The organism is Aquiflexum sp. (assembly GCF_041751335.1).
In the GTDB taxonomy this organism is placed as follows: domain Bacteria; phylum Bacteroidota; class Bacteroidia; order Cytophagales; family Cyclobacteriaceae; genus Aquiflexum.
Genome location: NZ_JBGSXS010000325.1, coordinates 1 through 24,049, shown reverse-complemented (window position 1 = coordinate 24,049; position 24,049 = coordinate 1). Strand labels below are relative to the sequence as shown.

The window sequence follows — 24,049 nt, the reverse complement described above, 5'->3', positions numbered from 1 at the left end:
AAGTTTGCGTGAAAAAGAAAAAAATGAGCCAGAAATAAAGAAAAATGTAAAAGTGAAATTTCTTGATTTTAAACCTTTTGATTCCTATAAAAGCTTGGATCATGTTTTTATTTGAACCATCTATTTAGTTCTATTTTAAATAAAAATTAACTCAAAAAAATCCCTCCTAATACTTCCACTTATTCGCCAAAGCAACCAAGCTCAGCATCACAGGAACTTCTACCAATACACCGACTACGGTCACAAGAGCCGCAGGACTATCGAGTCCAAACAAGGCTATTGCCACAGCCACTGCCAACTCAAAGAAATTACTCGCTCCTATCATGGCTGCTGGAGCGCAGATAGGATGCGCCAATTTGAGTTTCCGGCCTCCAAACCAGGCCAAAAAGAAAATAAAATAGGTTTGAATAATAAGGGGAATGGCGATCAATACAATAATCAATGGATTGTTCAGGATATTGGGCCCTTGGAAAGCAAACAACAATACCAAGGTAAGTAATAACGCAATGATACTGACAGGTTTGAATTTTGGCAGGAATTCGGTTTTAAACCAGACTTCTCCTTTTTTACGAATTAGGGATTTATTGGTAATCACTCCTGCAACCAAGGGGATCACCACAAATATGACCACTGAAGAAACCAAAGTTTCGTAAGGAATGGTCACATCAGTAATCCCCAACAAAAGTCCCACCAAAGGAACAAATGCCACAAGAATGATCAAGTCATTGACCGAAACCTGCACTAAGGTATAGTTTGGATCACCATCTGTGAGGTAAGACCATACAAAAACCATCGCCGTACAAGGCGCTACGCCAAGCAGGATAGCTCCCGCAATGTATTCTCCCGCTAATGACGGATCTATATAGGCCGCATAAAGTTGGTCAAAGAAAACCCAGGCAAAGAATGCCATCGTAAAAGGCTTAATCAGCCAATTGACCACCAAAGTGAGAATCAGTCCCTTGGGCGCTTTCCCCACTCCTTTGATACTGCTGAAATCTATCTGCAGCATCATGGGATAAATCATCAACCAAATCAAGATAGCGATGGGAATATTGACATTATAGATTTCCATGCTGGCCAAAATAGCCATACTATCTCCCGCCAAATGCCCGATCAAAACCCCTCCTGCAATACATAGGCCTACCCATAAAGTCAGGTATCTTTCGAAAAAGGCGATTTGTTTCTTTTTTGTGGACATGGGGTATTATTGGTTATTAATTGTAATTTTTTGATTGTTACATCTATTCATTAATAGGCCGATATTGATGGATATTTGCTACATGATATTATTGGATATTGGGTTTGGAGTGGAGGGTATAGATTCATGATGGTTTTCTTTTATACCATGTACCAAGTACGAAGTATCAAGAAGGCACCACACATGGTACATTGTACTTTGTTCTTGGTACATTGACTAACAACAGCCCGATCCGGGTTCACAACTCTCGGCCGCCTGAAGGGAGGCTAAGGATACCCTGATTTTTGGTTTTTCGCTTACCGGTCCACAGCAGGCAGCAGCTTTTTCCTCAGGAGTAGTAGCGCGGTCTTTGGCTTTGCAGGTTGTTTGGTCTGCAACCAATTGTACGATGAGCGCATTACCTGTGTCCTTAATTTGGTGAACAGGTAAAACCGCGGTTGGGAAGATGGAATTGCCGTATTCAAACTTAATTTCTGAATCGGGATAAGTTTCCCTGACACGGTGGACCACATCAAAGATCTTCATAGCTTTGGAAGTATCCACGGCATGGTCTGGTTCAGGAATTTCATTCTCCCACAATTGCACATGTACTTCAGACCATTGGTTCCTGATGCCTCCACAGTCCACCGTATCAAAGTTGACATTTTTGATCTCAGTGATATGGTAATCGGTTCTAACATACTGACCGGTCTGATATTCAAAGAAAAGTGCCTTTTCAGGGTTTTCTTGAAGGGTTTGGGTAAATTCTTTAGTTTTCATTATTTGAGAATTTAAACGCTAGACATAAGACGCTAGACTTCACTAATTTTAGGTAAAGACTTATCTGAAAGATTGAAATTCAACAAGACCTTTCTTTTAAGTTTTAAATTCATTTTTAAAAACCAAAACATCAAACTGACAAGTATCCAAGTCTTGTATCTTGCGTCTAATGTCTTGCATCTCCTTTAGCAGCAGCCCCGAATCTTCGGAAAACCAGAAAAGAGATCCTGAAACAGATTTTGTATTTCTGCCCAACGGATGGGGTCTATACAATAGTTGACTGAGACTCCTTCTATACTGCCTTTGATAATACCGATATCTTTCAGTTCACGAAGATGTTGTGAAATAGTCGCCTGCGCCAAACCCAGTTCCTGTACCAAATCTCCATTGATGCAGGAATTGGATTGGATAAGAAATTCCAGAATGGCTACACGTGCCGGATGGGCAAAAACCTTGGCTACTTTGGCCAGTTCGTTTTGTTTTTCGGTGAAGAGGTCAGTTTTGGTTACGCCCATTTTTAAGACAGTTAGATATTAGATGCGAGAATCTAGATATTTGATCTTAGAAATAAAGGTTGAAATATCCTTCGTGAAATATGGTGGAAATATTTTGAGCAAATTATATCAGGACCCATATTTCAACAATATTTCGCTGAAGGCCTACCAGTCTGAAGGCTTTCAGGTTTCAATATATTTCACCACAGGTTTATTTCAATTATAATTCGCAAAGCCTTATTTTGCTTAGTATTACATCGCAATATTACGATATATAAAAATCTATTCCAAATTGGAGTTTTACTTCTGCCGGGTGGATGTACGCAAGTACATCCAAGATATCCAAATATGCCAAGTTGCCGGGAGGGATCTAATTTTCTGATCAACAATTATTTCTTTATGGATAAAAGATTGGGTAACCAAAAAATTGGAAAAAAAGGGGGGCTTATCAACTCTATTCCGGGCTTAGCATCAACATCCATACCCATCAACGGTATATTATTACCTCCCGAACGGCGGGAAATTGGGAAGATACTGAAGCATGGATAACCAATTTAGGTCTAGGGTACAGGCTTGGGGCTTTACTTGGGAGAACTCAACTGAATCTTTCCGTCAATATCACCGGTAGTGATTTCCAACCGTTCTTGGGAATGAGTTTCGGCTATAATGTGATCAAATAATAATTTGTCAATCCTTTTTTATAAAGCTTCCTGTTTTCGGTAAATGATCATAATAATTCCTACTTTGCTTTTGAATTGCAGTGATGCTGGTAGCGATATTTCTATAATAGATATAAGTACGTTTTTGGGATTTTTTGACTTTGAATTTTTTGGATGCGCGCTCATAAAATATGGAGTCTGCGGAATATCGATTCTCGAAACGGATGCTTCTAAAAACCTCTCTTTTGCCAAAAAGAGTTGCAAAAAGTATGCAGTCATCCACATGAATATTTTTGTGAAGATCATACTTATCTGCCACATAGTAATCTTCATTGCTTGACACTACTGTCTCGGTGAGTGAGGAAATGAGATCAGCATGCTCCATTTCTTGAATACAGGATGATAGATGGTTAGATTTGTATTCATCATCGGCATCGATAATGGTAATAAATTCACCTTTGGCAAAATGCACAGCACGGTTGATTGCATAAGATTGTCCCTTATTTTTGCTTCTGATATAGCTGATTTTATCTGGATTAATTGAACAATAGCGCAAAAGATCCAGACTCAAATCCACTGTGCTTCCATCGTCAATTACCAAGAGTTCAAAGTCTTGAAACTCCTGATTCAATACTGAATCGATGGCTCTCAATACCAAATCAATCGGAGTGTTAAAAACCGCCATCAATACACTAACTTTCACTCTAGGCATTATTTATGCTATTTCTACCTGCAAGGATTTACAAATTTCCTGCAATAACTGCTATTTTTTACAGATTTTGGAGGAAAAAGAAAAAAATCAGTGTTTCGGTAATTTTAATGAGCTAATTCAAAATCTATCTAATATTCAAAGCCATTCAGATTTTTGTTTCACTAATAAATGAGTAAATAATATTTATTTGAAAGGCTTAATCATATTTAATAAGGGGATAAGACTTGGCACCTATTCTAGATAAATCTCCTGTTTATTCGGTTTTTAGACTTTGCGCAGGATTTTCAAGAGCAGCCTTATGAGAAACGATTCCAACCAAAGCATCTTGAGATTGAAATCCTCTGCCAAACAATCTTTCTGCCAAAGAGGCGGTTAACAAGACTTTATTATTTCCGGAACCAAAGCTTTCAAGATAACCCAATAATGGATCCCAAGTAAACATGTTTACAAATCCCGATGGCGTATTTGTGCTTAAGATACCGTTAGATGGAATTTGCTTTTCATCTGCCCTTATAAATTCCGAATAAGGGGAAGTGATGAATTGGGTAATATCCGTGACTCCAGGTGAGGATTTCAGAGATTCGACCTGACGCTGTTGTTCTTCCGATGATGAGCTTGACCAAGCTGGAAAACCGATAACACAGTAATCTTGGGATCTGTAGGTTCGAACAAGCCTATAAATTTGCTCTGAATTATTGTGAAAGCCTTCATAACTGTTTTCAAAGCGGATATAAGATAGTCCCATAATTGTTTTATCCAAATGTAATATTTTACCATTTAGTAATGGTGAGTTCTTATAAAAGACAAAAAATGAAAATATTGATATCAGGTGCCACAGGTAATGTGGGTATTGAGGTGATCAAGGCGATTGAAGCTACAGACCATCCATATCAGGTATATGCTGGGCTGAGAGATGTGAAAAAAAAGGAAATTGGATTAGACCAATTTCCCAATATTCAGCGAAGGGAATTTGATTTTGATAAAACATCTGACTTCCAAACTTACCTAAAAAACATAGACGTACTTTTTTTGCTAAGGCCTCCCCATATCTCTGATGTAAAAAATCATTTTCAACCGCTTATCGACGCTGCAACAGCGGTTGGGGTACAACATATCGTATTCCTCTCTGTACAAGGGGTAGAAAAGAGTAGCATTATCCCCCATCATAAGATCGAAAAGCTTATCGAACAATCTGGTTTGGCTTTCACTTTTTTACGCCCGTCTTATTTTATGCAGAATTTTACTACTACTCTGAGAAAAGATATTATTGAAAAAAACAGGGTTTTCCTTCCTGCTGGAAAAGCCAAATTCAATCTGATAGACGTAAGAGATGTAGGAGAAGTGGCTGCAAAAGTTTTGATTAATCCCTCGGAACACAAAAACAAGGCATATGACCTGACCAATGCTGAACAAATGGATTTCAGTAAAATGTGTAATATGTTGAGCAGGGGAATCGGTCGAAAAATTGATTTTGTTTCCCCCAACTTGCTTTCCTTTTTCTTACAAAAAAGGAAGGAAGGTATGGCCACTCCATTTATCTTGGTTATGATCATGCTACATTATTTGCCCCGATTTCAAAAAACATCTCCTACTTCTGATTGGGTAGAAAAGTTATTGGGGAGGCCACCGAACACCTTTAAGGAGTTTGTGGAGAAAGAGAAAGCTGTTTGGTTGAAATAATTCGATAAACGTTACTTACTGTACTCTCCTTCAAAACAATTAAATACAGAAATGAGATATTATAGAGGGAACTTTTTAATGCTTATAGTATCAATTAAATGGTCAAAACAGAAAACTTCCAAAAAGTTGAAGTAAAATCAAGTCAAGAGTTAAGAACTTGGCTGGAAAATAATCACAACCAAAGCCAAAGTGTTTGGTTGGTCACTTATAAAAAAAGTGAACCGGAAAAATACGTTTCTACTTCAGAGGTCTTGGATGAACTGCTCTGTTTTGGCTGGATAGATGGAATTCGAAGAAAGTTAGACGAGCATAGAACTATGCAGTTGATTTCTCGTCGAAAGGTAGAACATTGGGCAAAGACCTACAAGGACCGTGCGGCTAAATTAATTGAAGAAGGGAAAATGCAGGAAGCAGGATTTCGATCCATTGAGCTTTCTAAACAGGCTGGCTTATGGGATTTTATGGACGATGTAGACAAGTTGGTTGTACCTGAAGACCTGCAAAAAGCACTGCAGAAATATGATGGCGCAACTAAGTTTTTCTATGCCATCAATGATTCCAGCAAAAGGTTTGTATTGCGGTACATTAAATTGGCTAAAACTGAAAAAACTAGAAATTCTAGAATTGAACAAATTGCAGCCCTTGCTTCAAAGGGACAAAAATTGAAGGGGAGTTGATAAATAGAAATGAACAAGATGATGACTCTTCCACTTCTTTTCCTCAGTATGCATGCCAATGCTCAAAATAACAAGCCCAATGCCAAAGTTGAACCAATCACTATTGGGTATAAGGGCAAAAAGGTAAAAGCAAAAAAGCTGACAGTAAGCTCAGAAATACGAATTGACATTGATAGTGCCTGGAAGAATGTAAAGACCCCTGCACTTTTAGAGTTTGTAGCCGAAGGAATGATTCGGTTTAAACCCCTTGGAGATGGGTTTCCCAAACAATGGAAGGTTGGGGAAACTTATGGGGTAAAAATGCGGATATTCGGATTTATTCCTTTTGGTGGAACACACTATTTATATATCGAGAAAATCGATGATGAAAACCATACCATCGCTACCAAAGAATGGGATAGGGGAGCCAAGGTCTGGAATCATGTTGTGATGATGAAAGACCTTGGAGAAGGAAGAATATTTTATGAAGACACCATCACTATTTATGGTGGTTTGATGACAGGTATGATCTCCTCTTTTGCCAAGCGGTTTTACAAGCACAGGCAAAAACGATGGCAGCTATTGGCGGAGGAAAACCTTAATTTTTATGAATGAGCAGACATTATAAAGATTTTATCAAGACCAAACTTTCATATAATTTCAGGTAAGCTTTGGACCTATAATTTCCAATGCATCTTTCCAATTAGATCAATCAAATTTCATCAAATATTTTAGCTCTATACCAATTTCTCAAATCATTACAATCAAAAAAAGACAAAATCGATAGTAAAATGTAAAGAAAGGGCAGCAGCTAACTAACAGTTGGTAAATTTATTAAATTTATACTTATTTCATTTTAGATTTGGAGTCGAAATAAGTATAGGTTTAATGGGCTAATATCTTGAATTTGTACAGATTAGTGCAACAAACATTCGCATTTAAACAAGTGGCCGTCATTGTAAGAAGACATCATACAAAAATTGACAATGGAGCTAAATCCGAAAACATATGAGCCAAATATCGAACTGACAGAATTTGTCAAACGGTATTGGACATTAGATGGTGAAAAGGAAAACATACCGCTCAAAAACACCATCGTACCAGATGGAACAATTAAATTGATTTTTCATTATGGCGACACTTACAAACATCATTCACAAAATGGTGAGATAACAGTTCTACCGAAATGCTTTTTAATCGGTCAATTGACAAAGCCCTATGTGATTGAACCCGTAGGAGTAACAGGTAGTTTTGTTGTGCAATTCAAGCCAAATGGATTTTTACCTTTTACGCCTATTCCAATCAAAGAAATGGAAAACACTGCGGTTCCATTGGACATATTATTCGGAGAAGAGGGTATAAAACTTGGCGAACAAATCTTAAATGCAAACTCTACATCTGAAAGAATTCAAATTATCGAGACCTTTCTTTTCAAAGAATTAGCCGATAAAAGAACAATTGACAATATCGTAAAATCAACAGTTGAAACAATCTTCAACGGAAACGGACAGTTTTCTGTAAATGATTTTTCAAAGAGCAATAATATTAACCGAAGACAATTGGCTAGGAAATTTTCTTCAGCCATTGGGTTAAGTCCCAAGCAGCTGGCAAAAACAATTAGAATTCAGACAACCTTGAAGATATTGCTTAATGAAGAGATTTCAAGCCTAACTGACTTGGCTTATGAAAACGAATATTTTGACCAAGCCCATTTTATAAAAGAATTCAAGGAATTCACAGGTTTGACACCAAAGGAGTTTTTCGGGAACGACCTTAAAATGTCTTTGATTTTTGACAAAAAATAGCCTTGTCCCATTTTTACAATTTTGCCTTTTGGGTTGATTCTAACTTTGCATTGCAATAGTGCAAAAACTTAAAAATCATATTAAAATGGCAAATGTAAATCCAGTTGGTTGGTTTGACCTCAATGTAGCAAACTTAGATCGAGCAAAAAAATTCTACGGATCGGTTTTCAATGTAACGTTGACTGATGCACCCATTGAATGGGGAAAGCAATCATTTTTTCCTTTTAGCCCTGAAAGCCACGACATAACAGGTGCATTGGTGGAGAAAGCCGATTTTGTTCCAAGTAGTAACAACACGATTATCTATTTTGAAACCGAAGACAACATCGCAGAAGAACAAAGAATTGAAGCAGCAGGTGGAAAAGTGGTACAACCTAAAATGAATATTGGGGAATTCGGATTCATCTCAATTTTTATTGATACAGAAGGCAATACGGTAGGACTTCATTCAAGGAAATAATTTTCAATTATGACTTACGACACAAATCTTGCAGACAGAGTTAGAGAATATCTTGCTGAAATACCGGGCATTGACATTGAAGAAAAAGAAATGTTCAAGGTGCTAAACTTTATGGTGAATGGCAAGACTTGTGTTTGTGTTAGCGGTGAAAATTTGATGTTACGTTTCGACCCAAGCCGACAGGAAGAACTTTCGGAAAAAGATGGTTATGAGACAATGTTGATGAAAGGCAAAGAATACAAAGGCTACTGTTATATAAATCCAGACGGATTTAAAGACAGAAAAGACTTTGAATTTTTCTTAAACTTATGCCTTGAGTATAACAAAGTCGCCAAGTCATCAAAGAAACGAAAGACGTCGTAAAAAACGAACGGCCACAGCGGTTTTGCGTCAGGCGGAGTTTAGCGCTTCGACTGACGCTTTATGCTATATGTGAACTTTGGGACTTCGTATCAAGTGTGGTGCTAAAAATCCCGACCGAACGCAAAACTTTGGTGTAATTTATTCAAGACCTTTGAGCAAATTTTAAAAAAATTACCCCGCAACTGTCACACCTCCCGATTTTGAGAATCTAATTGTCAAATCTTAAAAATTAGACTGTATGAATAAATTTATTTTCATAGGACTTGCATCAGCATTTATGACAGCTTGCAATCCTTCAACTCAAAATCAAACAGAAATGATCACAAAAGAGAAAAAAACAGGAATGGTGGAAATTACCACCTTCAAACTCAATCAAGGAGTAACGGAAAAAGATTTTGGAAAATCGGCCCTTGCTATGCAAAAGGAGTTTTTAGAAAAGCAAAGTGGGTTTATAAAACGGACGTTGACTGTTTCAAAAGATAATGTTTGGACAGATATCGTTTGTTGGCGGGATCAACAAAGTTTTGAGACGACAATGAAACTTGCCGAAACATCTGAGCCTGTTTTACCTTTTATGGAGAAAATAGATTTCAATTCAGTAAAGATGAATCAAACAATTCCAATAATTTTAGGGGAATGAATAATCCATTTCAAATCACATATCAAGACAAAGACGATAGTGAACTTATTGCCCAAGCAAGAGAAGGTTCAAAAAGTGCCTTAGAAACACTGATAAAAAAGCATCAGCACTATATTTACAATGTGGCTTTGAAAATGACCTTAAGCCCATTTGATGCTGAAGATGTCACCCAGGAAGTGCTGATTAAAGTCATCACAAATCTCGCCCAATTTAAAGGAGAAAGTAATTTTAGGACTTGGCTTTACCGTATAACCTTCAATCATTTTCTCAAAATGAAAAAGATGTGGTTAGAAGATTATATAACATCTTTTGACCAATATGGAAAGGAACTGTCAGAAATGGAAGACACCGAACTTTCGTACATTGAAAAAGCCGAGATGAAAGAATTGATAACAGAAGCCAATATCAGTTGTATGAGCGGGATGCTTTTGTGTTTAGACAGAGTACAACGCTTGGTTTACATACTCGGAGAGATTTTTGGCATAGACCACACCATTGGATCACAAATGCTTGATATATCCAAAGACAATTTTCGCCAAAAGCTTTCACGGGCAAGGAAAGACCTTTACAATTTTATGAACAATAAATGTGGCTTAATCAACAAATCAAATCCTTGTCGCTGCGACCGAAAAACTAAGTCATTCATCAAAGCAGGATGGGTAGATCCAAAGCAAATGAAATATAATACATCCTATTTGAAAAAGATTTACCAAGAAGCACTTCAGAAAGCAGAAGAACTTTGCGACTTAACAGAAATGGAATATGCAGACCTTTTCAAAAATCATCCTTTTCAGGAAAAGGAACATCATAAAAAACTGTTTACTAACTTGCTGTCAGACGACAGGCTAAGGAACTTATTTAACCTAAATTGAAAGAAATAATGGTCAAAACAGTATTTACGACAAGAAAGTGCTTCGAAAACCTCAACATTTCATCGAGAAACTTTTGCTGTCAGGGTAAGACAGCACACCAGACAAATAGTATTTCGACTTTTGCAGAATGAAAAGCATTTTTCCATTTTATACAATCGGACATTTCATAAATCAGCCGACAAACCCAACTACTTTTGAACTACTTCGGTTTGACAAAATGGAAGAACCCAATGTGGACGACTTCCATAAGCACAGTTTCTACGAAATTCTTTGGATTGAAAAAGGATTAAGCAAACAAATCATTGACTATAACGAATACGAAGTAAAACCAAACAGCTTGTTTTTTATTTCGCCCAATCAGGTGCATCACTTTGAAGAATGGAAACCTCTTTCAGGTGGGACGATTTTATTCACGGAGGATTTCTATCTACTTAACCGAACAAATAAAGACACGCTGTTTGAACTTAGTTTTTTAGATAACCTATATTCAAACCCATGTATTGAATTTACCGAAAATCAGTTTGGGAAAATCTTACATCTCATTCATCAAATTGAAATAGAACAGAACTGTGAAGATAAAAACCCGACCATCATTCAAGCATATTTACACATATTGCTTGCACAAGTTCAGCGGCATATTGACATAGAATATAGAGCTGTCATTTCAAAAAAGTATATAATACAATTTAAACTGTTCAAACTAATTTTAGAATCTCATTTTGCTGAAAACAGAACAGCAAAATTTTATGCCGAACAATTACATATTACTCAGCATCATCTAAATTTAATCTGCAAAGAAATCACTAACAATACCGCCACAGCAGTCATAAGGGCGAGAAGTATTCTGGAAGCTAAACGGCTGCTTACTTTTTCTGGTAAAACTATTTCGGAAATTGCTTTTGAGCTAAACTTTACAGACAGCTCCTATTTTGCAAAGACTTTCAAATCCATAACCAAACAAACCCCCCAAGACTTCAGAAACGAAATGTCCGAAAAATACCGAACAAGGTAGGTTTGGTCATAACAATGGTGCCTGTTTTCATCCCAATTTTGCATTGTCAATTAAACATAAAAAAAAATGACAATGACAAAATTCACAGTTCCCCAAAGAGGAGAAGTATCTGAAAACAATCAGGCCCTTTTTGACAACTTACAAAAGGCCCTCGGTTTTGTCCCTAACCTGTATGCCTATTACGCCAAAAATGAGACAGCATTGGGTGATTACCTTGCTTTGCAGAACCGCAAATCAACCCTCAAAGCAAAAGAAAGAGAAGTTATCAACTTGGTAACAAGTCAAATTAACGGCTGTCAATACTGTCTAGCAGCCCATACGGCCTTGGGAAAAATGAACGGCTTTACAGACGAGCAAATTATTGGATTGCGAAAAGGTACCGCTTCATTTGACAAGCAATTAAATGCTTTGGTAGGATTTGCGGCTTCCATTGTTTCAAACAAAGGTAAAGCAAGCCAAGAAAGTAAGGAGGCATTTTTTGATGCCGGCTACACAGAGGCCAATATGATAGATGTGGTGATCGTAATAGGCGATAAAACTATGAGCAATTTCATTCACAATTTGACAGCTTTTGAAATTGATTTTCCATTGGCACAACCAATTTTTGGACAAACATCATGGTAAAGAGAATTTGGTTTATCACAGGAATTTCCAGCGGTTTGGGCAAGTGCCTTGCCCAAACCGTAATGGAACAAGGCGATTTTGTAATTGGTACATTCCGCAATCAAATTCAGGCAGATAGTTTTAATAGCAGTCACAAAGACAAGGCAATAGCATTGGTTTTAGACATTTCAAAACCTGAACAAATTGACAACGCATTACAATTCATCAAGCAAAAATTTGGCAGAATTAATGTTTTGGTAAACAACGCAGGTTTTGGTTTTGCAGGTGCGATTGAAGAAACAAGCATGGAAGAGGTGAGAAATGTATTTGAAGCTAATTTCTTTGGTACACTAAAATTAACACAGACTTTTTTGCCCATCTTCAGAGAACAGAAAGGCGGACACATTATTCAAATTTCTTCCCATGGTGGTTTCAAAGCCTTCGCAGGATTCGGAATTTACAATGCGAGCAACTTCGCTGTTGAAGGTTTTAGCGAAGCTTTGTCTCAGGAAATTGCACCCTTAGGAATTAAACTTACTATTGTTGAACCAGGTCCGTTTAGGACTGAATTTGCAGGTACTTCATTCCATCAAGCTAATGTTACTATAAACGATTATGTCAACACAGCGGGAGTATTTAGGGAGAAGATGAAACTAGTAAACGGAAGACAAGAAGGTGACCCCGAAAAAGCAGCAAAAGCAATTTATGACATCACAAATTTGGATAAGCCACCTTTGCGACTTCCCTTAGGAAAAATTGCTTTATTAACCTTGAGATCAAAGTTAGAAAGTGTTCAAGCTGATGTTGATGATTACAGGCATATTGCAGAGAATGCAGTATTTTGCGAACGATAAAAAGGCCAAACCTCTATATCCGCTTTGAATGATGGGGGCTGACGTACTTAATTGAACGTTAGTCTTTTTCATTTACATTGGAAGCCTGAAATTTAGTGTCTCCAATTCTCATTATAATCAGAGCCGAGAACTGTGATAGTCATGCCTAAAGACCCATCCGATTAATATCACACCTGACTCAAAAGAAAATGTTTTGTCACACCTGACAAGTCGGCTTGTTTCAATAATAATTCCATACGGTATGGAAGGACTAACATTGAAACAATATGCACAGATTAATCAGGGGAATATCATATTCCTACAACAGAAACATCGGCTGGCAAGACCGAACCATTAGAACCATTGTCGGTATAGCTGCGACAGCTGGAGCAGTCTATTTTTTATCAAGTAACATCACCTATTCCATTCTTCTTGGAGTTTTAGCAATCGCTCAATTCGGGACAGTCTTTTCTGCCCGCTGCATCATTTGCTATTTCACAGGTCAATGCACCATTGACAGTAAGGAGAGACGCAACCTAGAAGCAAAAGGAATCAATTACGAAACTCAAAAAAACTAATAGAATGAAAAAGACCATTTCAACAATCCATACCATCAATGCCCCTTCCAAAAAGGTTTGGGCAAATATCAGCAAAGCAACAGGTGTAAATGAATGGTTGCCTGTAATCACTGCTTGTCATTTTGATGGCGACAAAAGAATTTGCGTGACCAAAAAAGGTGAAATGAATGAAACCATTTTAAAAATTGACAATGAAAATCATGAGTTTCAATATTCCATTGATAGCCAGCCTCTACTTCCTATTGAGGATGTGGTTGGAACAATGAAAGTAAAAGAAAACAGTGGGCAGACCATACTACAATGGGACTTAGAGTTTAACCTAAATGACGAATCACTGTTTGAAATGGTAAAACAAGCGGTTCAGGGTATGTATGAAGCAGGTGCAGTAGGATTAGAAACCATTTCAAATCAGTAAATTATGAAACAGTATTATGAAATCACGATATTTAAGACGACAAAATGAAGGTACAGGAAAATCCATTTAGCGGTAAAAATTACTCGGACGAGTATGACCAAGTGCTAATCGCCAAGGCAGTTAGTGGTGATCGTAGCAGCCTGAGCGAATTGGTGAAACGACATCAGCAGTACATTTTCAACATCGCTATGAAAATGATAAACAATGTGGAAGATGCAGAAGATGTCACTCAGGAAATTTTGGTCAAATTGTTAACGAACCTGGCAAAATATGACCCCGCAAAAGGTAGATTCAGAACCTGGCTGTATAGGATCACTTTCAACCACATGCTTAACCTGAAAAAGCAGAAATATGAACAAGTGGTTACCGGCTTTGATCCTTTCTTTGAATTCATTGAGGGTTCAGTTGAAATCCCGCTAAGTCAGGAAGAGGAGAAAGAATTACAGCTTGAAATAGAAGAAAGCAAAGTTGCTTGTATGGCGGGCATGTTGATGTGTTTGGACAGGGAGCAACGGCTTATCTATATCGTGGGTGAAGTATTTGAGATTGACCACCAGTTGGCAAGTGAAATATTTGAAATAACGCCAGACAATTTTCGACAAAAACTGTCAAGAGCGAGAAAAGACCTGCACCAATGGATGCACAATCGCTGTGGATTGGTCAATTCAGCGAACCCTTGCCGATGCCCAAAAAAAACCAAAGGATTTATTCAAAACGGCTGGGTTACTCCTGAAGATATGAAGTGGCACAGCAATTATACTCAGAGAATTTTTGAGCTTACAGAGACCAAAATAGATGATGTCCTGATCGATATTGACGAGATATACGCTAGACTTTATAAAGAACATCCCTTTAAGATTGCCAAGAAAAGTGAGGATATTATTGAAGCAATTATCAATAACGACAATCTTCGGAATAGTTTTAAATTAACGGACGGATAAAAGTTCATCCTGCGATCAGACCAATCTCAAAGTAAGCTTTGGGAGTTATTATTTTCTAAAGAAATTCACAAAATCTCTCGTTACTTTATAGCCCTTCCACTCTCTAGCTTTGAATACGCCATCCAATTCTGTATCAAAAACATGATTTACGTAGTTGCTGATGGTCTTAACTGAAATCGCTAGGATAATGCTCAAAATATGTTGCTCTGAATAGCCTGCCTTCAAAAATTTCTGAACATCATCTTCGGATGGGAGACCTCTTTTATTCACCATTACACTTGTGAATTCCGAAAGCACCCTAAATTTTTCATGAGGTATTTCCGTATTGTCTCGAATGGCTTCAGTCACCTCCACAGGAACCTTGGCTACTGTGTCTGCCAATAAACTGTGCGCACCCATGCAATAAGTACATTGGTTCTCTGCACTGATCGTCAAAAAGACTACTTCCTGTTCTGCTGGCGAAAAAACTCCTTCTGTTCTAAACTTTTTGTAGCCATGCATATAGGTATCAATTAATGAAGGAGAATTGGCCATCGCCTTGTACATATTTGGAATCATCTTGTTCTCTTTTTTGGCAGTGTCTAAGAGATTTTTTTGTACTTCATCTGCGGTAGCCATTTCTACTAACGGGGATTTCATTTTATAATTCTTCATGATTTTAGGGATTACGAGTTAAGAATGTTTGTCTTAAATATTTAAATAATTACTTTTACAAACCTAGTATCTAAAAGTAACTATAACAATACGTTTCCATGGAGAAATCAAGTAACCAAACAGAAACTATAATTGATTATCAAGCAGTTGAAGTCAAAAAAAAGTTGGAAAAAATTTTCAATTATGATCCTATGGTACCAATTGAGACTTGCCCGATTAGAGATGTGCTATCCGTAGCCTCTGATAAATGGAGTATTTTGATCGTATTATTTCTTGGAGGGCATGAAATCTTGAGGTTTGGCGATTTGAAAAGTTTAATTCATGGAATATCCTCCAAGGTTTTAACTGAAAGACTCAGGACTTTAGAGAAAGATGGCTATTTAAGCAGACAAGTTTTCCCGGAAGTTCCGCTGAGAGTAGAATACAAACTGACCGCATTTGGGCTGAGATATTTGGAAAAACTATTGGTAATTTCGGAATGGATAAGTGAGGAAATGGATTATGTGATTCAATCACGCTTTCGATACGATAATAAGAAGACCTGATATACATCATAAAGCCAATCCTTAGCAAAGACTATATGCAACAAATAAGATCTTATTTTTCTAAACTTATCAAGTTGACGGACCAGGAATGGGCAGATTATGCTGACTGCCTTGTCAAAGAACGCTATCCCAAAAAATCCTTTCTTTTGGAAGAAGGTGGTTCATGCGATTTTATTGCTTTTGTTGAAGAAGGGGTCTTTCGTTTTTATCACGAGGTGGAAGGGGAAGAAATGATCACTGCTTTCTTTTTTTCAGGAGATTTTGTGACCAATTACCGCAGTTTTCTTACCGGAGCACCCTCTGAGCATTATATTCAAGTATTACAAGATGCCACTATTTACAAAATCAGTAAAAAAGACCTTCATGATCTTTATGATAAACACAGATCTATAGAGCGCCTCGGGAGGTTAATAGCAGAAAACCTTTACCTGATGGTGGCCAAGCGTCTGGATGCCTTCCATTCATCTAGTCCTGAAGAGCGCTATTATGATCTCGTAAACAGAAACTCAAAGCTTCTTCAAGAAATCCCTCAGTACATGATTGCCTCTTATCTTGGAATCAAACCAGAGACATTGAGCCGAATAAGGGCTCGTAAGTAATTTTTGTTTAAGATCATTTATTGACTTTGGTCAACGAAAAGTAGAACAGCCCTTGTCCACCTTTGTATCATATTTTAACATTTAAAAATTGATACAAATGAAAAGGATATTATTACTTCTAGTTCTGACAGCCCTTACATTAATTGATGTTTTGGCACAAAATAAAATCTCGACTAAACCTAGGATGTTTTTTTCTGCTGGGTTTGTAACACCTCAATTTTATAGTGGATCAGAATTAATAAGGGCTTACGAAATTCGCCAGAATGGGCAAAGCTACTTCCAGAATGGAGAAAGTAAACAAGTAGGCTCATATGGTTCTAATACCGGATTTTCCTTAGGTATCGGTTATTATATTCCATTAAAATCAGTTCCAGGATTAAGTGTGGGCTTACTTGTAAACAGTGGACAGACTGGATCAACACCCTCCAAAGGCGGATATGAAGAAGGATATTTTTTTAATTACCTCAACTTTGGGACAGGTTTGCAATACTATCCTTTCGAATCAAATAATCTTTATTTCAAAGGCGAGGTTGGGATGGGCTCAGTATTTACCAAGAATCGTTTCATAAATGCAAATAATGAGCAAGACTTTCTGCATCATTTTGGTATTGGGATTGAAGGTGGTGGAGGGCTAGGCTATACTTTGACACCTTTCAAAAATAAAAAGTTGGGACTCAACTTTGAAATGCAATATCAACTATTTGCTACCAGAGTTGAAGTAAGTGGAATAGGGGACGATCAATGGCGATTTGGATCATTGAACCTCAGTACAGGAATACAATTTTAACATCAATCATTTATCGATCAAAATCAAGGTTTTTAACTTTGGTGTTCAGACATATTTGTAGAAAAAACCAATTAAAATTATCATAAAATGAAAAAATCAATAATACTATTACTTGCTGTTATTTTTATGAATACAGCAATAGCCCAAGACAAAGATAGAGCAACTGAATTAAAAACATCGGCTGTTGAAATTGATGCTTTATGGCCTTTTTTCCCCGGTGTATTTAGAGCACATTATACAAGAACACTATGGCAAAAAGGAGATTTAAAAGGAGATTTACTTTTGGGAGTAAACATTGATTTTCCTGTAAATAGGGCAACTGAGGGCAGATTTGCTGATTACAGTATTGTAAGTGGCTATCGTCAATATTTTTGGAAGGGATTTCATGTTGAATTCAATCAAACAACTGGTTTAGGCGTTTTGGAAAATCATGTCAGTACAGGTGAGACTTACCGCGGTTTTGATTGGTTGATGAGTGGCTATATTGGTTATAAATTTGAATTTGCTAAAAGATTCTATATCATACCCCAGTTTGGTATTGCAGGTGTGGTTTATAAATCAAATCCATGGCCGATTTTTGAAGATGAAACACTGACCAATGAGGTAGGAGAAACTCCTTTTCTACTTGGTAGTTTAAGATTCGGAATAAAGTTTTAATTTATAATTAATTAACTCTAGTGGGTAAATGATAAAATCTCCCTTGCCTTAGTAGATTTACATTCATTCAAATCCAAAACGTAAAGGATTACATTTAAATCAACAAAACAATTACTCATCAAAATTATTCGCTTCTTCTCTATCAATATAAACTAAAAAAGACGATTTCATTTGAGATACAATGACTAATTTGGTTTTCAAAGAAATATTGAAAACTTTTTCTTAAGTGATATGTACCCTACTCCAAAAACAAAATCATCTCAACTGTTCTGGCAAAATCATTGTTTTTGTACAACACATTCCCTGAGCCATCTGTAATCAAAAAAAATGGTTGCCGACATAAAAAGAATGACGCCAAAGGTGATATAGCGCTTTTATGCTTTAACTTTGGACATCAAGAAAAACATCTCTTTAGCTATCTGAAGACATCTCTCGTCATAGGCAGCCTGTTCCTGAGGGGTTCCGTCAAAGTCTTTGGGATCCTCATATTTGATGGGAGACCTGAGTGATGCACCTGGAATAAATGGACAGTTTTTATCTGCCTCGGAACAAGTCATAATGGCCACAAAATTTTCTTGTGGATTAAATTTGTCGTCATAGACTTTGGAAAAACACTCCATCTTGGGCCCATTGTCGGCGAATCTCACTTGGTAATGCGGATTGTCTCCACCAGGATTTTCAACAGTAAATCCTGCCCTTTCCATGGCTGCTACAGCCCTTGGGTTAAAGGCAGTGGTTTCAGTACCACCTGAAAAAGTAAAAATATTGTCTCCCACACCATAATAGTCTGCTGCTGTTGCTGCCCACAATTGACTCATATGGCTCCTCCGGCTATTGTGGGTACAGATAAATACCAAGTTGGCTACTTCACCGGATCTCTTTTTGGCCCGAATATAGAGTGCCAGTTTTTGAAGTTCTTTCTGTCTGTCTGCAGGAATTTTATCCATTTCTGATTGAATACCATCAATATATTGGTTGAGTGTGGGATACATGGCTGAGGTTTTAAGGTTTGTGGAAATGGCAGGGACAGTTTCTTTGAAGTCTATAACTTCACTGGTTTCTGAACTTTTCCCCGAGGAACAGCCTCAAATCAAAGAAAGAAACAGAAGGGAAAAGATTAATTTTTTCATGGTAATGTGCAAACGATTTTAATTGTTTCATCTATTCATCGCAATATTATGATATAATAAATTATCATCAACAAAAAGCAATGTTAATATTTGGTTAACTTTAGAATGGTTCCTCTATTTTAATATCCCCTTTTGCAAAACCTATATTACTATGAAGCTGAAAAATAAATTACATCATTTACAGATTTTCCTGTTTTTAATAGCACTCATTTTTCAATCATGCATTCCGTCAAACAATAAAAATGATCTCGCGGATTGGTTGATTGATGGAAAAACAAGAAAGGCAGAGGTAAAAATCACAAATGACAGGGAAATCACCATCAGCAATGGTCTGGTTCAGCGTACATTTTTTTTAGGACCTAACCTTGCTTGCTTCGACTTTACCAACTTGATGACAGATGCGCAATTGCTAAGGACTGTTACGCCCGAAGCTGTAATTACCTTAGATGGAAAACCCTACAATGTAGGAGGGCTTTATGGACAAAAAGAAAGGGCATATTTCAAAAAAGAATGGTTGGAGAAAATGGAAGCTTCAAATGAGGATTTCCAATATGAATCGATGGTAGTCAGCGAAATCACCCCACATTTTTTTACTAAAACTAACTTCTGGACCAGTCATCAGAAAGAAGCCTCGGGGAAAAAAGTAACCTTCCAATATACGCATCCTGATTATGATGGCTTGCAATTGAAAATCCATTATGAGATTTTTGATGACTTACCGCTGATTGCCAAATACCTGACAATGGAAAATCACTCCAATAAGTCAATCACAATCAATCAGGTGGTAAATGAGAATTTAGGGTCGGTAGAAGAGGAATCTGCGGTCGTTGGCAGTACGGAAAAGATGAAAAAAACCCATCAGCTGTATATAGAAAATAATTTCGCCTTCAACAATGCCATGCACGCAGAACTCAGCAGTCAGGCCACACATTGGAAACCCGATCCTGGATATACCTCTCAGGTAAATTACGACCTGCACACTCCAAGTATTATGGAAGTTTATCCAGAAGAAGGTATTGGGATGAAATTACTTCCCGGAGAAAATTTCAAATCGATCAGGACCTATGAATTGGTGTTGGACAGCTATGATAGAGAAAGGAATGGATTGGCAAGAAGGAAGATGTACCGTGCCATTGCCCCATGGGTTTTGCAGAATCCCATCTTTATGCATTTGGTAAGCAAAAATGATGAGGAAGTCAGAACCGCCATAGACCAATGTGTGGATACAGGCTATGAAGCTTTGATCCTGAGTTTTGGCAGCCATATCAATATGGAAGACAACTCGGATGCCAATATCCAAAGATGGAAAGCACTTGCAGATTATGCCCATGAAAATGGTGTGAAAATCGGAGGATATTCCTTGTTCAGTTCCCGAACCATCAGTCCCGAACATGACGTCATCAGCAGGATTACAGGCAAACCCGGTGGGGCATTTTTCGGAAATGCACCTTGTTTGGCCAGTCAGTGGGGATTGGATTATTTGGAAAAACTCAAATATTTCTTTGAGAAAACAGGCTTTGACATTTTTGAAAATGATGGTCCCTATCCGGGAGATGTGTGTGCTTCTTCCAATCATCCCGGACATGAGGGGCTTCATGATTCCCAATGGGTACAGTTCCAATTACAAAAAGAACTTTATCAGTGGATGAATGCCCGAGGGATATACATCAATGCCCCTGATTGGTATTTTTTGGATGGCACGCATAAAATAGCGCTAGGTTACAGAGAAGTTAATTTTTCACTTCCAAGAGAACGACAGAAAATCCTCAACAGACAAAATATTTATGATGGTACTTGGGAAAAAACTCCTTCCATGGGTTGGGGATTTGTCCCCCTTACTGCCTATCATGGAGGTGGCGAGGATGCGGTATTGGAACCCTTGAGCGAGCATTTGGAAGATTACAGACAGTTGATGATGCAATACTATGGTGCGGGGGTGCAGGCTTGTTATCGTGGACCAAGATTATACGATACTGAAGATACCAAAGCCGTGGTCATCGAAGTGATCGATTGGTACAAAAAATACAGGGAAATCCTGAATGCCGACATCATTCGGCTAAGAAGGGCTGATGGTAGAGATTGGGACGGTTGGATGCATGTGGACCCAAAAGGAAAAGAAAAGGCCTTGGTCATGCTTTTCAACCCTACTCAAGAGGATATGGAAAAAGAACTGGAGTTGCCACTATATTATACAGGGGTTAAAAATCAGGTCACCATAAGTGTGGAAGATGAAAAAGCCATAAATCATAAATTGAACTTAGAACAAAAACTAGTGGTAAAAGTGAAGATTCCTGCTGAAAGCTTTACTTGGTTAGTCGTAAAGTAAGGTCCAATTATTAGAAATCTCTCAAATTTATTTCAATGCATAATGATAAATGCTTGCTTACTTCTTGTTTATATCGAACTAAATGTCAAGATTTAAATATATGATCAAGACAATGAATTTTTATGTTTACAGCTGACCAATTAACCACAATAAAAACCCGAAAGGAACTTGTAACTCTTGCTAAGGCCGAGAAAATCAAACTCAAAAAAAGATTAGCAAGGGCTGCCTATGAAGAAGAATTGAAATTGTTACAAACCGAACTTGCACTACTGCAGCAACATATTGAAAAAAAACAACTCAGAGTTGCTGTCATCTTTGAAGGAAGGGACGCTGCCGGCAAAGGGGGTTCTATCAAACGCTTTGTTGAACATCTCAATCCCCATACCTCGGGAGTGGTAGCCCTAACCAAACCCACCGACCTAGAACGGGGCCAATGGTATTTTCAACGTTACATTGAAGAACTGCCCAATAGGGGTGAAATCAAGTTTTTTGACCGAAGTTGGTACAACAGGGCTGTTGTCGAGCCTGTCATGGGTTTTTGTACACTGGAACAATACAAGACTTTTATGGCGCAGGTCCCGAATTTTGAACACATGCTCCATGAAGACGGGATCAAAGTCATCAAGTTTTGGTTCGACATTTCAAAAGAAGAACAACAAAAAAGATTTGATGCCCGGTTATCCAATCCACTTAAGGAATGGAAATTCAGCCCTGTGGATAAGAAAGGACAGGAACTTTGGGATGAAAACACCAAATACAAAGAAAGGATGTTTACCAAGACCCATACAGCATATTGCCCTTGGGTCATTGTCGATACCATAGAAAAAGAAACAGCACGGTTGGAAAGCCTCCGATATGTTTTATCCCAAATTGATTACAAAGGAAAAGGCTCTACGAAAGCTAATTTGCTTACCGACCCAAATTTAATCTTCCCATTTTTCCGAAAACCAAAACATTTTGAACTTTGAACCCATGGAACTGACAAAAGAAGATCTTGAGATTTTGAACTCGAAAATCGGGCTTAAACACCTTTTGGAAAATAAAAAAATTGACCTGGAAAAAGCACTTTACAAAGCCAAGTATGAACTTAAGCTTAGAGATATCCAGGTGGAATTGGTTAAAATGCAGCTTTGGTTGATCGCTAATAACAAGAAATTGGTAGTCCTATTTCATGGCAATGACTCATCAGAAAAAAGTGGTATCATCCGTAAAATCCTTTCCCATAACAATCCCAGACATTATAGGGTGGAAGTCAATCTTCCTCACCACAGTGAAGGGGAATCCGCTGAATGGTATTTCAAAAAATTTGTAGAAAAACTTCCTCAGCCTGGGGAAATGGTACTTTGGGATAGAAGTTGGTACAACAGGGCAACCATCGAACCTGTACATGGACTTTGCACGCAGGAAGAATATGAGCTTTTTATGGGTCAGGTCAATGATTTTGAAAAAATGTTGGTAGAATCCGGGATACATTTGGTCAAATTCTATTTTACGATCAGCAAAAAAGAGCAGGCCAAAAGAATCAAAAATATCAAATCAAGTCCTTTGACCAAATGGAAAATGACTCCTTACGATGAACCATCACAAAAACTTTGGGATAAATACCAATCCTACAAAGAAAAAATGTTTTCCAGTACAAGCACAGATTTTGCCCCTTGGATAGAGATTACAGAAGATAAAAGAGAGGAGGGAATGATCCAAGCTGCCAAACATATTTTGAAGGCTTTTTCTTATGAGTGATTTTGGTTTTCATTTTGGATATCTGAAAGAATGCCAATCACCTAAATCCCTCTTCTTTTCGGGACGGAAGACCGAAGACCGGAGACCGAAGTAGCCTAAAATTAAGAGTTTGAAGTGCTACCCATTTGCTTTTGACAATCACTGTTATCATTGTCGGGATTCATTGCGGGGAATTGTTTGGTTAAACAATTTTATCTCAGCTTTCCTTTTCGGGTGCTTTTCAACCAAATGTAAATTCCAATAGGGCCTAAGAATCCCAAGACTGCAAACAAAAATTTTAACCATACCAATGTTTCAAACAGGAACATGTCGCCTGCTTCACCTTGATTGATCCAAGAGGTCAGCCTGATATTTTCGGTAATATCAAAGAGCCATGCAACCAATTGCAAAAAAGCCAATCCCAAAAGTAGAGAATTCAGAATCTGATATTTTGGAATGTCCCTATACTTGAACAAGGATTCCTGCAGCCTTCTCCTCACCAACAGACATAGCATCAAAATCGCAGGAAACAAAGTGGTCATAAACAAGTAATCGAGTCTGAGTTGGTCCAGAACAAACTCTTTGCTTTCCGGCGAAGACCATTCCAAGATAAGTTTGTTCAGGTTTTCCTTTGAACCTGGAAGTTCAAATTTCATCACATCAAACTTGAGTCTGCTGGATTTCTCAAATTGGTATTGATGACACCGCATGAAGCCAAACGCTGCCAAAGCCAAGACAAATAGAATAATGAAATTGATTTTCATGTTATTTTGGATGTGCAAGCTGTTTTTTCAGGATGCCTGCCATTCATGGATAGTGAAGTCCAAAGTGGCCTGAATTAAAATTAGTCATCTCTAATATTAGATGAAGACTTTACTAGAAAGAAGGCGGAAATTCTTATAATTAAATAGCCCTTTTTCAATTATTCATTTGACCCTAAAGATAAAATTTC

29 protein-coding genes are annotated in these 24,049 nt (G+C 37.6%); 21 read left to right on the top strand and 8 right to left on the bottom strand.

Translation table 11 applies throughout. The features are described 5' to 3' along the window. Positions 1–166: 166 nt before the first annotated feature. The 5 genes from arsB to ACEW8U_RS18035 form a co-directional block, all read right to left on the bottom strand. A complete protein-coding gene (gene arsB, locus ACEW8U_RS18055; RefSeq protein WP_373523455.1) occupies positions 167–1,198 on the bottom strand; it encodes an ACR3 family arsenite efflux transporter in 1,032 nt (343 codons plus the stop codon). Between the two features lie 216 nt (positions 1,199–1,414). Further along, entirely contained in the window at positions 1,415–1,957 is a 543-nt protein-coding gene (locus ACEW8U_RS18050) for a DUF6428 family protein (protein ID WP_373523454.1), read from the bottom strand. A gap of 185 nt (positions 1,958–2,142) precedes the next feature. Further along, complete coding sequence (locus tag ACEW8U_RS18045; RefSeq protein ID WP_373523453.1) at positions 2,143–2,472, bottom strand: ArsR/SmtB family transcription factor; 330 nt, start codon at positions 2,470–2,472, stop codon at positions 2,143–2,145. A gap of 666 nt (positions 2,473–3,138) precedes the next feature. Beyond that, positions 3,139–3,822: a glycosyltransferase family 2 protein gene (locus ACEW8U_RS18040; protein ID WP_373523452.1), complete on the bottom strand. Its 684-nt coding sequence runs from the start codon at positions 3,820–3,822 to the stop codon at positions 3,139–3,141. A 253-nt stretch (positions 3,823–4,075) separates the two neighbouring features. Then, the gene (locus tag ACEW8U_RS18035) at positions 4,076–4,567 is read right to left on the bottom strand and encodes an ABC transporter permease (RefSeq protein WP_373523451.1); all 492 of its coding nucleotides are present in this window, start codon (positions 4,565–4,567) and stop codon (positions 4,076–4,078) included. A 65-nt stretch (positions 4,568–4,632) separates the two neighbouring features. Here ACEW8U_RS18035 and ACEW8U_RS18030 point away from each other — a divergent pair, with 65 nt between their 5' ends. The 14 genes from ACEW8U_RS18030 to ACEW8U_RS17965 all read left to right on the top strand — a co-directional run bounded on the left by ACEW8U_RS18030 (position 4,633) and on the right by ACEW8U_RS17965 (position 14,680). Further along, positions 4,633–5,502 carry an NmrA family NAD(P)-binding protein gene (locus ACEW8U_RS18030; protein ID WP_373523450.1) on the top strand — a complete coding sequence of 290 codons (870 nt, stop codon included), beginning with the start codon at positions 4,633–4,635 and terminating at the stop codon, positions 5,500–5,502. A 98-nt stretch (positions 5,503–5,600) separates the two neighbouring features. Next, positions 5,601–6,179 (top strand): YdeI family protein, encoded by a 579-nt coding sequence (locus ACEW8U_RS18025; protein ID WP_373523449.1) that lies wholly within the window; start codon positions 5,601–5,603, stop codon positions 6,177–6,179. A gap of 18 nt (positions 6,180–6,197) precedes the next feature. Next, the gene (locus tag ACEW8U_RS18020) at positions 6,198–6,773 is read left to right on the top strand and encodes a hypothetical protein (RefSeq protein ID WP_373523448.1); all 576 of its coding nucleotides are present in this window, start codon (positions 6,198–6,200) and stop codon (positions 6,771–6,773) included. Between the two features lie 371 nt (positions 6,774–7,144). Continuing rightward, the gene (locus tag ACEW8U_RS18015; protein ID WP_373523447.1) at positions 7,145–7,963 is read left to right on the top strand and encodes a DUF6597 domain-containing transcriptional factor; all 819 of its coding nucleotides are present in this window, start codon (positions 7,145–7,147) and stop codon (positions 7,961–7,963) included. An 85-nt stretch (positions 7,964–8,048) separates the two neighbouring features. Continuing rightward, positions 8,049–8,423, top strand: coding sequence for a VOC family protein (locus tag ACEW8U_RS18010; protein WP_373523446.1), 375 nt, complete (start codon positions 8,049–8,051; stop codon positions 8,421–8,423). A 9-nt stretch (positions 8,424–8,432) separates the two neighbouring features. Then, positions 8,433–8,786: a TfoX/Sxy family protein gene (locus ACEW8U_RS18005; protein ID WP_373523445.1), complete on the top strand. Its 354-nt coding sequence runs from the start codon at positions 8,433–8,435 to the stop codon at positions 8,784–8,786. Positions 8,787–9,024: 238 nt separating this feature from the next. Further along, positions 9,025–9,426, top strand: a complete 402-nt coding sequence (locus ACEW8U_RS18000; RefSeq protein WP_373523444.1) for a hypothetical protein — start codon at positions 9,025–9,027, stop codon at positions 9,424–9,426. After that, positions 9,423–10,298 (top strand): RNA polymerase sigma factor, encoded by an 876-nt coding sequence (locus ACEW8U_RS17995; protein ID WP_373523443.1) that lies wholly within the window; start codon positions 9,423–9,425, stop codon positions 10,296–10,298. Before ACEW8U_RS18000 ends, ACEW8U_RS17995 begins: the two co-directional genes overlap by 4 nt. A 127-nt stretch (positions 10,299–10,425) precedes the next feature. After that, positions 10,426–11,310, top strand: coding sequence for an AraC family transcriptional regulator (locus tag ACEW8U_RS17990; RefSeq protein ID WP_373523442.1), 885 nt, complete (start codon positions 10,426–10,428; stop codon positions 11,308–11,310). A 72-nt stretch (positions 11,311–11,382) separates the two neighbouring features. Next, a complete protein-coding gene (locus tag ACEW8U_RS17985) occupies positions 11,383–11,934 on the top strand; it encodes a carboxymuconolactone decarboxylase family protein (protein ID WP_373523441.1) in 552 nt (183 codons plus the stop codon). Next, positions 11,928–12,767, top strand: coding sequence for an oxidoreductase (locus ACEW8U_RS17980; RefSeq protein WP_373523440.1), 840 nt, complete (start codon positions 11,928–11,930; stop codon positions 12,765–12,767). Before ACEW8U_RS17985 ends, ACEW8U_RS17980 begins: the two co-directional genes overlap by 7 nt. Before the next feature lie 266 nt (positions 12,768–13,033). Then, positions 13,034–13,324, top strand: coding sequence for a DUF2892 domain-containing protein (locus ACEW8U_RS17975; protein WP_373523439.1), 291 nt, complete (start codon positions 13,034–13,036; stop codon positions 13,322–13,324). Positions 13,325–13,328: 4 nt separating this feature from the next. After that, positions 13,329–13,739 carry an SRPBCC family protein gene (locus ACEW8U_RS17970; RefSeq protein ID WP_373523438.1) on the top strand — a complete coding sequence of 137 codons (411 nt, stop codon included), beginning with the start codon at positions 13,329–13,331 and terminating at the stop codon, positions 13,737–13,739. 44 nt (positions 13,740–13,783) lie between these two features. Next, complete coding sequence (locus ACEW8U_RS17965) at positions 13,784–14,680, top strand: RNA polymerase sigma factor (RefSeq protein WP_373523437.1); 897 nt, start codon at positions 13,784–13,786, stop codon at positions 14,678–14,680. 48 nt (positions 14,681–14,728) lie between these two features. Here ACEW8U_RS17965 and ACEW8U_RS17960 read toward each other — a convergent pair whose 3' ends face one another. Then, positions 14,729–15,334 carry a carboxymuconolactone decarboxylase family protein gene (locus tag ACEW8U_RS17960; RefSeq protein WP_373523436.1) on the bottom strand — a complete coding sequence of 202 codons (606 nt, stop codon included), beginning with the start codon at positions 15,332–15,334 and terminating at the stop codon, positions 14,729–14,731. Positions 15,335–15,432: 98 nt separating this feature from the next. Between ACEW8U_RS17960 and ACEW8U_RS17955 the strand changes: the two genes are divergently transcribed. The 4 genes from ACEW8U_RS17955 (at position 15,433) to ACEW8U_RS17940 (ending at position 17,922) form a co-directional block, all read left to right on the top strand. After that, positions 15,433–15,879: a winged helix-turn-helix transcriptional regulator gene (locus ACEW8U_RS17955; protein WP_373523435.1), complete on the top strand. Its 447-nt coding sequence runs from the start codon at positions 15,433–15,435 to the stop codon at positions 15,877–15,879. Between the two features lie 35 nt (positions 15,880–15,914). Then, the gene (locus ACEW8U_RS17950; RefSeq protein WP_373523434.1) at positions 15,915–16,478 is read left to right on the top strand and encodes a Crp/Fnr family transcriptional regulator; all 564 of its coding nucleotides are present in this window, start codon (positions 15,915–15,917) and stop codon (positions 16,476–16,478) included. A 97-nt stretch (positions 16,479–16,575) separates the two neighbouring features. After that, positions 16,576–17,265 carry a hypothetical protein gene (locus tag ACEW8U_RS17945; protein ID WP_373523433.1) on the top strand — a complete coding sequence of 230 codons (690 nt, stop codon included), beginning with the start codon at positions 16,576–16,578 and terminating at the stop codon, positions 17,263–17,265. A gap of 87 nt (positions 17,266–17,352) precedes the next feature. Beyond that, positions 17,353–17,922, top strand: a complete 570-nt coding sequence (locus ACEW8U_RS17940) for a hypothetical protein (protein WP_373523432.1) — start codon at positions 17,353–17,355, stop codon at positions 17,920–17,922. A 374-nt stretch (positions 17,923–18,296) separates the two neighbouring features. Here the strand turns inward: ACEW8U_RS17940 and ACEW8U_RS17935 are convergent, their stop codons facing one another. After that, on the bottom strand, positions 18,297–18,914 hold the full coding sequence (locus ACEW8U_RS17935) for a protein-tyrosine-phosphatase (RefSeq protein WP_373523431.1): 618 nt from the start codon (positions 18,912–18,914) through the stop codon (positions 18,297–18,299). A gap of 289 nt (positions 18,915–19,203) precedes the next feature. On the opposite strand from ACEW8U_RS17935, the gene ACEW8U_RS17930 reads away from it, so the two are divergent. From ACEW8U_RS17930 to ACEW8U_RS17920, 3 genes are all read left to right on the top strand, one after another. After that, positions 19,204–21,378 carry an alpha-galactosidase gene (locus ACEW8U_RS17930; protein WP_373523430.1) on the top strand — a complete coding sequence of 725 codons (2,175 nt, stop codon included), beginning with the start codon at positions 19,204–19,206 and terminating at the stop codon, positions 21,376–21,378. 122 nt (positions 21,379–21,500) lie between these two features. After that, positions 21,501–22,346: a polyphosphate kinase 2 gene (ppk2, locus tag ACEW8U_RS17925; RefSeq protein WP_373523429.1), complete on the top strand. Its 846-nt coding sequence runs from the start codon at positions 21,501–21,503 to the stop codon at positions 22,344–22,346. A 4-nt stretch (positions 22,347–22,350) separates the two neighbouring features. Then, the gene (locus tag ACEW8U_RS17920) at positions 22,351–23,118 is read left to right on the top strand and encodes a polyphosphate kinase 2 family protein (protein ID WP_373523428.1); all 768 of its coding nucleotides are present in this window, start codon (positions 22,351–22,353) and stop codon (positions 23,116–23,118) included. 191 nt (positions 23,119–23,309) lie between these two features. Here the strand turns inward: ACEW8U_RS17920 and ACEW8U_RS17915 are convergent, their stop codons facing one another. Continuing rightward, entirely contained in the window at positions 23,310–23,861 is a 552-nt protein-coding gene (locus ACEW8U_RS17915; protein ID WP_373523427.1) for a hypothetical protein, read from the bottom strand. Positions 23,862–24,049 lie beyond the last annotated feature (188 nt).

Bases quoted from the DNA above. Each gene is read 5' to 3' on its own strand.
- arsB (WP_373523455.1), bottom strand. From the start codon at position 1,198: ATGTCCACAAAAAAGAAACAAATCGCCTTTTTCGAAAGATACCTGACT.
- ACEW8U_RS18050 (WP_373523454.1), bottom strand. From the start codon at position 1,957: ATGAAAACTAAAGAATTTACCCAAACCCTTCAAGAAAACCCTGAAAAG.
- ACEW8U_RS18045 (WP_373523453.1), bottom strand. From the start codon at position 2,472: ATGGGCGTAACCAAAACTGACCTCTTCACCGAAAAACAAAACGAACTG.
- ACEW8U_RS18040 (WP_373523452.1), bottom strand. From the start codon at position 3,822: ATGCCTAGAGTGAAAGTTAGTGTATTGATGGCGGTTTTTAACACTCCG.
- ACEW8U_RS18035 (WP_373523451.1), bottom strand. From the start codon at position 4,567: ATGGGACTATCTTATATCCGCTTTGAAAACAGTTATGAAGGCTTTCAC.
- ACEW8U_RS18030 (WP_373523450.1), top strand. From the start codon at position 4,633: ATGAAAATATTGATATCAGGTGCCACAGGTAATGTGGGTATTGAGGTG.
- ACEW8U_RS18025 (WP_373523449.1), top strand. From the start codon at position 5,601: ATGGTCAAAACAGAAAACTTCCAAAAAGTTGAAGTAAAATCAAGTCAA.
- ACEW8U_RS18020 (WP_373523448.1), top strand. From the start codon at position 6,198: ATGATGACTCTTCCACTTCTTTTCCTCAGTATGCATGCCAATGCTCAA.
- ACEW8U_RS18015 (WP_373523447.1), top strand. From the start codon at position 7,145: ATGGAGCTAAATCCGAAAACATATGAGCCAAATATCGAACTGACAGAA.
- ACEW8U_RS18010 (WP_373523446.1), top strand. From the start codon at position 8,049: ATGGCAAATGTAAATCCAGTTGGTTGGTTTGACCTCAATGTAGCAAAC.
- ACEW8U_RS18005 (WP_373523445.1), top strand. From the start codon at position 8,433: ATGACTTACGACACAAATCTTGCAGACAGAGTTAGAGAATATCTTGCT.
- ACEW8U_RS18000 (WP_373523444.1), top strand. From the start codon at position 9,025: ATGAATAAATTTATTTTCATAGGACTTGCATCAGCATTTATGACAGCT.
- ACEW8U_RS17995 (WP_373523443.1), top strand. From the start codon at position 9,423: ATGAATAATCCATTTCAAATCACATATCAAGACAAAGACGATAGTGAA.
- ACEW8U_RS17990 (WP_373523442.1), top strand. From the start codon at position 10,426: ATGAAAAGCATTTTTCCATTTTATACAATCGGACATTTCATAAATCAG.
- ACEW8U_RS17985 (WP_373523441.1), top strand. From the start codon at position 11,383: ATGACAAAATTCACAGTTCCCCAAAGAGGAGAAGTATCTGAAAACAAT.
- ACEW8U_RS17980 (WP_373523440.1), top strand. From the start codon at position 11,928: ATGGTAAAGAGAATTTGGTTTATCACAGGAATTTCCAGCGGTTTGGGC.
- ACEW8U_RS17975 (WP_373523439.1), top strand. From the start codon at position 13,034: ATGCACAGATTAATCAGGGGAATATCATATTCCTACAACAGAAACATC.
- ACEW8U_RS17970 (WP_373523438.1), top strand. From the start codon at position 13,329: ATGAAAAAGACCATTTCAACAATCCATACCATCAATGCCCCTTCCAAA.
- ACEW8U_RS17965 (WP_373523437.1), top strand. From the start codon at position 13,784: ATGAAGGTACAGGAAAATCCATTTAGCGGTAAAAATTACTCGGACGAG.
- ACEW8U_RS17960 (WP_373523436.1), bottom strand. From the start codon at position 15,334: ATGAAGAATTATAAAATGAAATCCCCGTTAGTAGAAATGGCTACCGCA.
- ACEW8U_RS17955 (WP_373523435.1), top strand. From the start codon at position 15,433: ATGGAGAAATCAAGTAACCAAACAGAAACTATAATTGATTATCAAGCA.
- ACEW8U_RS17950 (WP_373523434.1), top strand. From the start codon at position 15,915: ATGCAACAAATAAGATCTTATTTTTCTAAACTTATCAAGTTGACGGAC.
- ACEW8U_RS17945 (WP_373523433.1), top strand. From the start codon at position 16,576: ATGAAAAGGATATTATTACTTCTAGTTCTGACAGCCCTTACATTAATT.
- ACEW8U_RS17940 (WP_373523432.1), top strand. From the start codon at position 17,353: ATGAAAAAATCAATAATACTATTACTTGCTGTTATTTTTATGAATACA.
- ACEW8U_RS17935 (WP_373523431.1), bottom strand. From the start codon at position 18,914: ATGTATCCCACACTCAACCAATATATTGATGGTATTCAATCAGAAATG.
- ACEW8U_RS17930 (WP_373523430.1), top strand. From the start codon at position 19,204: ATGAAGCTGAAAAATAAATTACATCATTTACAGATTTTCCTGTTTTTA.
- ppk2 (WP_373523429.1), top strand. From the start codon at position 21,501: ATGTTTACAGCTGACCAATTAACCACAATAAAAACCCGAAAGGAACTT.
- ACEW8U_RS17920 (WP_373523428.1), top strand. From the start codon at position 22,351: ATGGAACTGACAAAAGAAGATCTTGAGATTTTGAACTCGAAAATCGGG.
- ACEW8U_RS17915 (WP_373523427.1), bottom strand. From the start codon at position 23,861: ATGAAAATCAATTTCATTATTCTATTTGTCTTGGCTTTGGCAGCGTTT.